Genomic DNA, 6,257 nt, shown 5'->3' with positions numbered 1-6,257 from the left:
ATGCCAAGAAACGAGGAAAAGGAACGATCCAGATCTACACCCCCCCATAATAATCGTTGCTTGGAAGATTCCCCTCTGATAAAATCGCCCTTCGGGTCAACAAAGATCATGCGAATTATTTCCAGAGAAAATGAGCGGCGAGTCGTATCCTTCTTTGTTCTTGCCTGTTTTCTCTTCGTCCTGCTGATTTTTTCTGCGCCGCTGTTTGCATACCTTGAATATGGGAAACTATCCTCATTCAATTACCTTCTCTTCTCATCACTGTGCCATCAAATCCAGGAGAGGGCATTTTCTCTCTTCGGCCACCCGTGTGCTGTCTGCGCAAGATGCACGGGGATATATATAGGATTCCTGGTGGGCGTGAGCCTCTTTTCAATATTATGGCGCAGGAGACGGGATGATATCCCTGAGGAGTGGATCCTCTATCTTTCCACCGTGCCTGTAATTCTCGATTTTTTTCTGAATGTGCGCGGTGTGTATTCTTCCATCGCGCTTCTTCGGTTTGCGACGGGGTTTCTCCCTGGGTTGCTACTCCCCTTTTACATCATACCTGGCGTATGCGAGATTGTCCTCGACATGCGCGCGAGAGGATTGAAGAGTCCTGAAAAAGTAGATGAACTCTCTTTGAGAAATCTATCATGAGGAGGGAAAAATGGAAAAGCCTGATCTGTTGAAACCCGCACTGATCAGCGGGATCATTTTTGGCGTTACCTCTGCGATCCCCATCATCAGCATACTGAACTGTTTCTGTTGTTCGCTCATCTTTGCCAGCGGCATCCTGGCAGCATTTCTCCTGATCAGGGAGTCAGCAGTTCCCGTCACCTACGGATCGGGTGCCATGGTCGGCCTTCTCTCCGGCATCTTCGGAGCCTTTTCGATGACCATCGTCAATACCCTGGTGGAGATAACATTCGGCACGTACTTCAAGCAACTGGCACTCTCCCTCATACAGGATTTTCTCACGCAGTTGCCGCCTGATATCATGGGAAGAATCGAAGCGGAGCTTCAGAGGGAATTTACAATCTTCAACATGATCTTTGCGCTTTTCATCGCACTCATCATGTTCGGTATTTTCTCGACGTTGGGCGGAATCCTGGGAGTGGCTCTCTTCGGGAAGAAGAAAAAGGCTGGGGAACAGACTCCATCAGGCCAGGTTTAGTCCTGAAGGTTCTGGCAGCTGGCGGAAGTGTGTGGGAATCGAACCCACCACGGCTGACTCTCGCCAGCCGCCAACGGATTTGAAGTCCGCGCCCGACACCAGCCAGGGTTCACTTCCGCATCTATTATAAAGAATTTTCTCTTGATTTCCATTTCTTTTTCGTTCTAATATCAGCATCGTTTTAGATAAGACGCTGCTCTTTAAGAGAATGAAGGATGCAGGTAGCTGAAGTACTCATCATAATGGGGCTGGTAATCATCGTTTTCGCATTCGAGCTAATACCGCTCGAATTGATTGGGCTTCTGGTCATGCTCGCCCTCACGATCCTCGGCATCCTCCCCGCAGATCAAATCTTTGCTTCCTTCGGGAACCCCGCAATCATAATGATTGCAGGGATCATGGTGATGACCGGTGGGCTTATCCATAATGGAGTGGCGGATCATCTAAGCCGGAAGATGAATCAGCTTGCCGGAGAGAGCGAGAAGGGGATCACGATGCTTCTATTTTCCGCCACGGCGGCTGTTTCTGCCTTCATCAACAATGTGGCAGCTACCGCCATGTTCATCCCGGTGGCCGAGTGGGTTTCCAAGCGCTATCGAATGAACCCGTCGAAGTACCTGCTCCCCATCGCCTATGCCTCTCTCCTTGGCGGAGTCTGCACTCTGATCGGAACGTCCACCAATGTTGCAATAAGCGGAGCCCTGGAGGATTATCACATGAAATCCTTCACCATGTTCGAACTGACGCCGGTCGGTATCACGCTGGCCATCTTTGGCCTCGTATATCTCTTCTTCATTTCAGATCGGCTGCTTCCCAGGAAAAGGGTTTCCGACAAAGCGGAAGAGTTCCACATCAAAGAGTATCTCTTCGAAATAATTGTCCACGATGATTCCCCATATTCCGGGAAGCGGATCGCCGATATCGACTTCATAAAGAAGGCCAATCTGACAGTGGTTGGCATCGTCAGAGGGAATGAGAAGATGCTATCACCCAGCGAGAGGGAAGTCATCCATGGAGGAGATCTCCTCTTCCTAGAGGGAGACATAGGGAAGATCCTTCAGGTCAAAGGGATTGAAGGGATCGAGATCAAGTCCGACATCAAGATCTCCGGCAACGAAATAGAATCGGAAAAAGTGAAGATGGTGGAAGCAACTATCTCGTACAACTCTCCCTTCATCGGCAAGACCCTAAAGGAGCTGAACTTCAGGAATCGTTATGGCGTCAACGTCCTTGCCATCTACAGGAGGGGAGAATCTCTTGTTGAAAAGGTGGGGAAGATCAAACTGAAACTCGGGGATGTCCTCCTCGTTCTTGGACTCGAGGAGAATTTCTTCCGGCTCTGGAAAGAACCCAACATGCTCCTCATGGAAGATGTCATTCTGCCTAAATATAACAGGAACAGGGCTGTCCTATCCCTCGTCATTTTCACGCTGGTCGTTTTCGTCAGCGCTCTGGGACTGTTCTCTGCACCCATTCTTTTTCTGAGCGGAGCCACGCTCATGATCCTGTTCAGGACCCTCCGGATGCAGGAAGCCTATCAGTATCTCAACATGAGGATCCTCTTCATGATCGCCGGGATGATATCGCTTGCCAAAGCCATGGAGATCACGGGAACGGCTCTCTTTCTTGCTGGGATTGCCGTCGATGCATTCGGTTCGTATGGCCCCATATTCCTGCTCGGGACATTCTTCCTGATGACGGTCCTTCTCACCCAGCCCATCTCCAATGCAGCGGCGGCCCTTCTCATGCTTCCAATAGCGATCAATGCCGCAAAGCTTTCAGGAGTGGACGAAAGACCTTTCGTCATCGCCATCACGGTGGCGGCTTCATGTTCTTTCATCACGCCTCTGGAGCCGGCCTGTCTCCTGGTATTCAGCGCGGGGAGGTATAAATTCCTGGACTTTTTGAAAGTAGGGTTGCCGCTTACTCTCATAGCCTTTGTGATTTCCATGATACTAATTCCGAGACTATGGTCTTTCTGAAGAATATGACAGATAACCCTGCATGGTGGGGTCTTAATAACGGCGCTTCAATGACTCGTAGCCAAAGCGATTGACATAAAAGCGCAGGTTATGATAAAAAAGTAGGCACAATCTTCAAGAATATTAATGATTGATTTCGGGGGGAGAGATCCTTATGAGCGCCAGAAAGGATGCAAAGGAAATCCTCGATCGGTCTATTGCTCTCATAAAAGAGGTCTCATCAAAAATTCAGAAGGAAGCAAGCAGGACCTGGAAGATATCGCAGTTGAAGCTTGAGATCCTGGGCTTGAAGCGCGGGAGAAACGAGAAGCTGAGATCTCTAGCCGAGGAGGCTTTGTCCCTCGTGAGGGAAAGCAGAGTCCAGGAGTCTTCCTTGGAGATGATTGTAAAGGAGATAGACGAGATCGATGACCATATCAAGGCTCGGGAGAATGAGATAGAAAAGATCGAGAAGGAATACGCAGGCCACTCGTCTAAGGAGAGGGCAAGGATGGAAATCTCGAGAGAGAAAGGAACAAAGGGGAACTCCAGCATGGGCTCTAAGGCTGTTTCTTCAAAAGGTGGAGAGCCTGACCGGTCGGAAGACAACGAAGAGAACGACCACTATTCATCGGGAGAATGAAATAGGGGGCGAGAATTCCCGAATCTTGCTATATCGTTCTAGAATTCTGATCATTTTAAATTTGGCTCCTATGTAGTATCATATCTGCAATCTGAATCGGTGGGGCTGTGGCGCAGCTGGGAGCGCGCTTGAATGGCATTCAAGAGGTCACGGGTTCGATCCCCGTCAGCTCCACCAATTTTATAGAAGACCGCATTTGCCGCGATGATAGTCTCCCGACAGATCCTGAAAATACTCTTCCGTATAGATGAAAGTCTTCGAAACAAGTCTATTCATCATCGCTTTTATGGTCCTGAGCTCCGGCTCTATCACGCTGGATCATGCTCAGCGGAGAGATATAGCTTACGTAAAGAAGGTCATCGATGGCGACACCGTTGTTCTCCGGATCAATGGAGAAGAGGGGAGAGGAAGGTGTCAATTGCTCAGGAACTTGTTAATGTCTCTGAGGCGTCCCAGAACGACTAGGATATCGTTCTTCTTCAAGATCAATTCCGGTTCCGGTTGAAGTCTTTCCTCCTCTCCTCTATCCAAGATTCTCTTAACGGCGAGTATGTTGAGATGGAATCTTCCGCGAAAATCGCTCTCCCTGAGAGATCTCCCCTCGAAAGAAGCGGGAAGAGGTATCTCCCGGATCGTCAGCTCTTCGGGAAGTGAGAGATAGCTCGTGATATCTTCTCCCCTCTCTCTCCTCAGATATCTGGAAAGAAGCATCTTCCTCTTCAGGATCTCCCTGTCGAAAGCTCCTATAACATCCCTCCTCGTTATGATTCCAAGAAATTTTCTGGAACCATTCCCTTCGATGACCGGAAGATGACCCATCTCCTGAAACCAGAACTTCTCCATGATGTCGGCGATGGAATCTCTTGCCGTTACCGTCGGCACCTCTTTGGCCAGGTCCCAGGCGATGACCAACTCCTTTGGTTCTCTTTCTGCGAGGCTTTCCTTGATATCGTGCAGGTCGATCACTCCGATGAAGTTTCCCGCCGAGTCCCCCACGTAAAGGTAGTTGCTCCTGCCCGCCAGAAACGAACGCATGACATCTTCCAGCGGGGCATCCTGCGGAGTGAGTCTGACATCCTTTCTCATGATATCCTCGACGCGGATGGACCGCAGGGCAATCTCCTCGAACTCGAGTTCCAGCTTGATACCTCTCTGAGAGAGCTTTTCCGTGTAAAAGGATTCCTTCTTGAGCGCGCGCGAGGATAGCCCTGCGATTGCACAGGTGAGCATGAGGGGAAGAATCATGTCATACTCCTGGGTCATCTCGAATAGGATGAGTATGGCCGTGATTGGAGCATGGGTTAGCGCGGCGATCGTTCCGCCCATCCCTGCCAGAGCATAGCCTCCGGCGGGACCGCTGATCTCAGGGATATAGCTATTCATGATGTTTCCGAAGATACCTCCAAGACAGGCACCCAGGAAGAGCGTTGGAGTGAAGATTCCGCCAGATCCCCCCGATCCCACGGTGATGCATGTTGCCAGGATTTTCATTAATAGAAGGGAGGCTATCGAACGGAGAAGGATCTCCCCATTTAAGATCTGTGTGACTCCTTCGTAACCATTCCCCCAGACCTGTGGGGTTGTGAAGGCCATGAAACCCAGGAAGACTCCGCCTGCAGCCAACCTGATGTAGAGAGGCAGTGAGATGACGTTAAGGATCCTTTCAAAGAAAGGCAGGGAAACTATGAAGAGATTGGCAACAAGTGTGCAAGCCAGTCCCAGCAGGGCATACACCAGCAGCTCCCATGGGTTCAACATGTAGAGATGAGGAATGGCATAGAGAGGTCCTGCTCCCATGAAGGTACGCGAGACGAGCGTGGCTACAATGGATGAGAGGACGAGAGGACCGAATACCTCCATGGCGAAATTGCCGATGATGATCTCCATGACGAAGAAGGAGGCTCCTATGGGAGCATTGTATGCTGCAGACATTCCAGCCGCTACGCCGCAGCCGATCAGGATGCGCAGCTTATCTCTTGGCACATTCAGGAAATCTCCGATTCCTGAAGCAAAAGCGGCTCCGAGCTGCACGATGGGACCCTCTCGTCCCACGGAGCCGCCTGTCGAGATCAGAAAGACTGATGAGATGGATTTGAAAAATACGTTCTTGAGTGGGATGCTCCCGCCTTTTAGAGAGAGAGCCTCCATGATCTCCGAAATTCCCTCTCCTTTCCTCCCTTTGAGCCACAGGTGGATGACGAGACCGGCAATCAATCCTCCCATGGCGGGAACGAGAATTTTCATCACCGGCGATAACTTCATGGCGATGTCGAGAAGAGAGAGCTCGAAAGAACCAGAGTAGAACCTCATGAGAAGGGAGGAGCAGGACCTGAAGAGGATGGCACCGAGACCGCCGCAGAATCCTATAGCCAGGACGAGGAGAAAGAACCAGGTATTCTCTTCAGGATGGATGGCATCTTTCAGTTTAAGTAAGCGAGAGATAGAGGAAAGGCGTCCCTTCTTCATAAAGAAAAATGATACACGCGCCGCCGAT

The 6,257-nt window shown here is 50.3% G+C and carries 6 protein-coding genes and 2 tRNA genes; 5 read left to right on the top strand and 3 right to left on the bottom strand.

All coding sequences use genetic code 11. The features are described 5' to 3' along the window. Nucleotides 1–108: 108 nt before the first annotated feature. Together AB1756_01185 and AB1756_01180 are read left to right on the top strand one after the other, a co-directional pair. Nucleotides 109–642, top strand: a complete 534-nt coding sequence (locus tag AB1756_01185) for a DUF2085 domain-containing protein (protein MEW5805963.1) — start codon at nucleotides 109–111, stop codon at nucleotides 640–642. A gap of 10 nt (nucleotides 643–652) precedes the next feature. Further along, the gene (locus AB1756_01180; GenBank protein ID MEW5805962.1) at nucleotides 653–1,159 is read left to right on the top strand and encodes a hypothetical protein; all 507 of its coding nucleotides are present in this window, start codon (nucleotides 653–655) and stop codon (nucleotides 1,157–1,159) included. Between the two features lie 19 nt (nucleotides 1,160–1,178). Here AB1756_01180 and AB1756_01175 read toward each other — a convergent pair. Then, nucleotides 1,179–1,276: transfer RNA gene (locus AB1756_01175), tRNA-Sec, on the bottom strand. A 98-nt stretch (nucleotides 1,277–1,374) separates the two neighbouring features. On the opposite strand from AB1756_01175, the gene AB1756_01170 reads away from it, so the two are divergent. The 3 genes from AB1756_01170 to AB1756_01160 all read left to right on the top strand — a co-directional run bounded on the left by AB1756_01170 (nucleotide 1,375) and on the right by AB1756_01160 (nucleotide 3,940). After that, the gene (locus AB1756_01170) at nucleotides 1,375–3,141 is read left to right on the top strand and encodes an SLC13 family permease (protein ID MEW5805961.1); all 1,767 of its coding nucleotides are present in this window, start codon (nucleotides 1,375–1,377) and stop codon (nucleotides 3,139–3,141) included. A gap of 154 nt (nucleotides 3,142–3,295) precedes the next feature. Continuing rightward, on the top strand, nucleotides 3,296–3,763 hold the full coding sequence (locus tag AB1756_01165; protein MEW5805960.1) for a hypothetical protein: 468 nt from the start codon (nucleotides 3,296–3,298) through the stop codon (nucleotides 3,761–3,763). 101 nt (nucleotides 3,764–3,864) lie between these two features. Then, nucleotides 3,865–3,940 (top strand) — tRNA-Ala (locus AB1756_01160). 91 nt (nucleotides 3,941–4,031) lie between these two features. Here AB1756_01160 and AB1756_01155 read toward each other — a convergent pair. Continuing rightward, nucleotides 4,032–4,181: a hypothetical protein gene (locus AB1756_01155; protein ID MEW5805959.1), complete on the bottom strand. Its 150-nt coding sequence runs from the start codon at nucleotides 4,179–4,181 to the stop codon at nucleotides 4,032–4,034. Further along, nucleotides 4,178–6,229, bottom strand: coding sequence for a ClcB-like voltage-gated chloride channel protein (locus AB1756_01150; protein ID MEW5805958.1), 2,052 nt, complete (start codon nucleotides 6,227–6,229; stop codon nucleotides 4,178–4,180). Before AB1756_01150 ends, AB1756_01155 begins: the two co-directional genes overlap by 4 nt. Nucleotides 6,230–6,257 lie beyond the last annotated feature (28 nt).

The sequence above is a fragment of the Acidobacteriota bacterium genome, assembly GCA_040752675.1.
Classification (GTDB): domain Bacteria; phylum Acidobacteriota; class Polarisedimenticolia; order JBFMGF01; family JBFMGF01; genus JBFMGF01.
Note: the sequence above shows the minus strand (reverse complement) of the source record. Positions and strands in the feature narration are given on the sequence as shown.

Coding starts and splice junctions, on each gene's coding strand:
- AB1756_01185 (MEW5805963.1), top strand. CDS start 109: ATGCGAATTATTTCCAGAGAAAATGAGCGGCGAGTCGTATCCTTCTTT.
- AB1756_01180 (MEW5805962.1), top strand. CDS start 653: ATGGAAAAGCCTGATCTGTTGAAACCCGCACTGATCAGCGGGATCATT.
- AB1756_01170 (MEW5805961.1), top strand. CDS start 1,375: ATGCAGGTAGCTGAAGTACTCATCATAATGGGGCTGGTAATCATCGTT.
- AB1756_01165 (MEW5805960.1), top strand. CDS start 3,296: ATGAGCGCCAGAAAGGATGCAAAGGAAATCCTCGATCGGTCTATTGCT.
- AB1756_01150 (MEW5805958.1), bottom strand. CDS start 6,229: ATGAAGAAGGGACGCCTTTCCTCTATCTCTCGCTTACTTAAACTGAAA.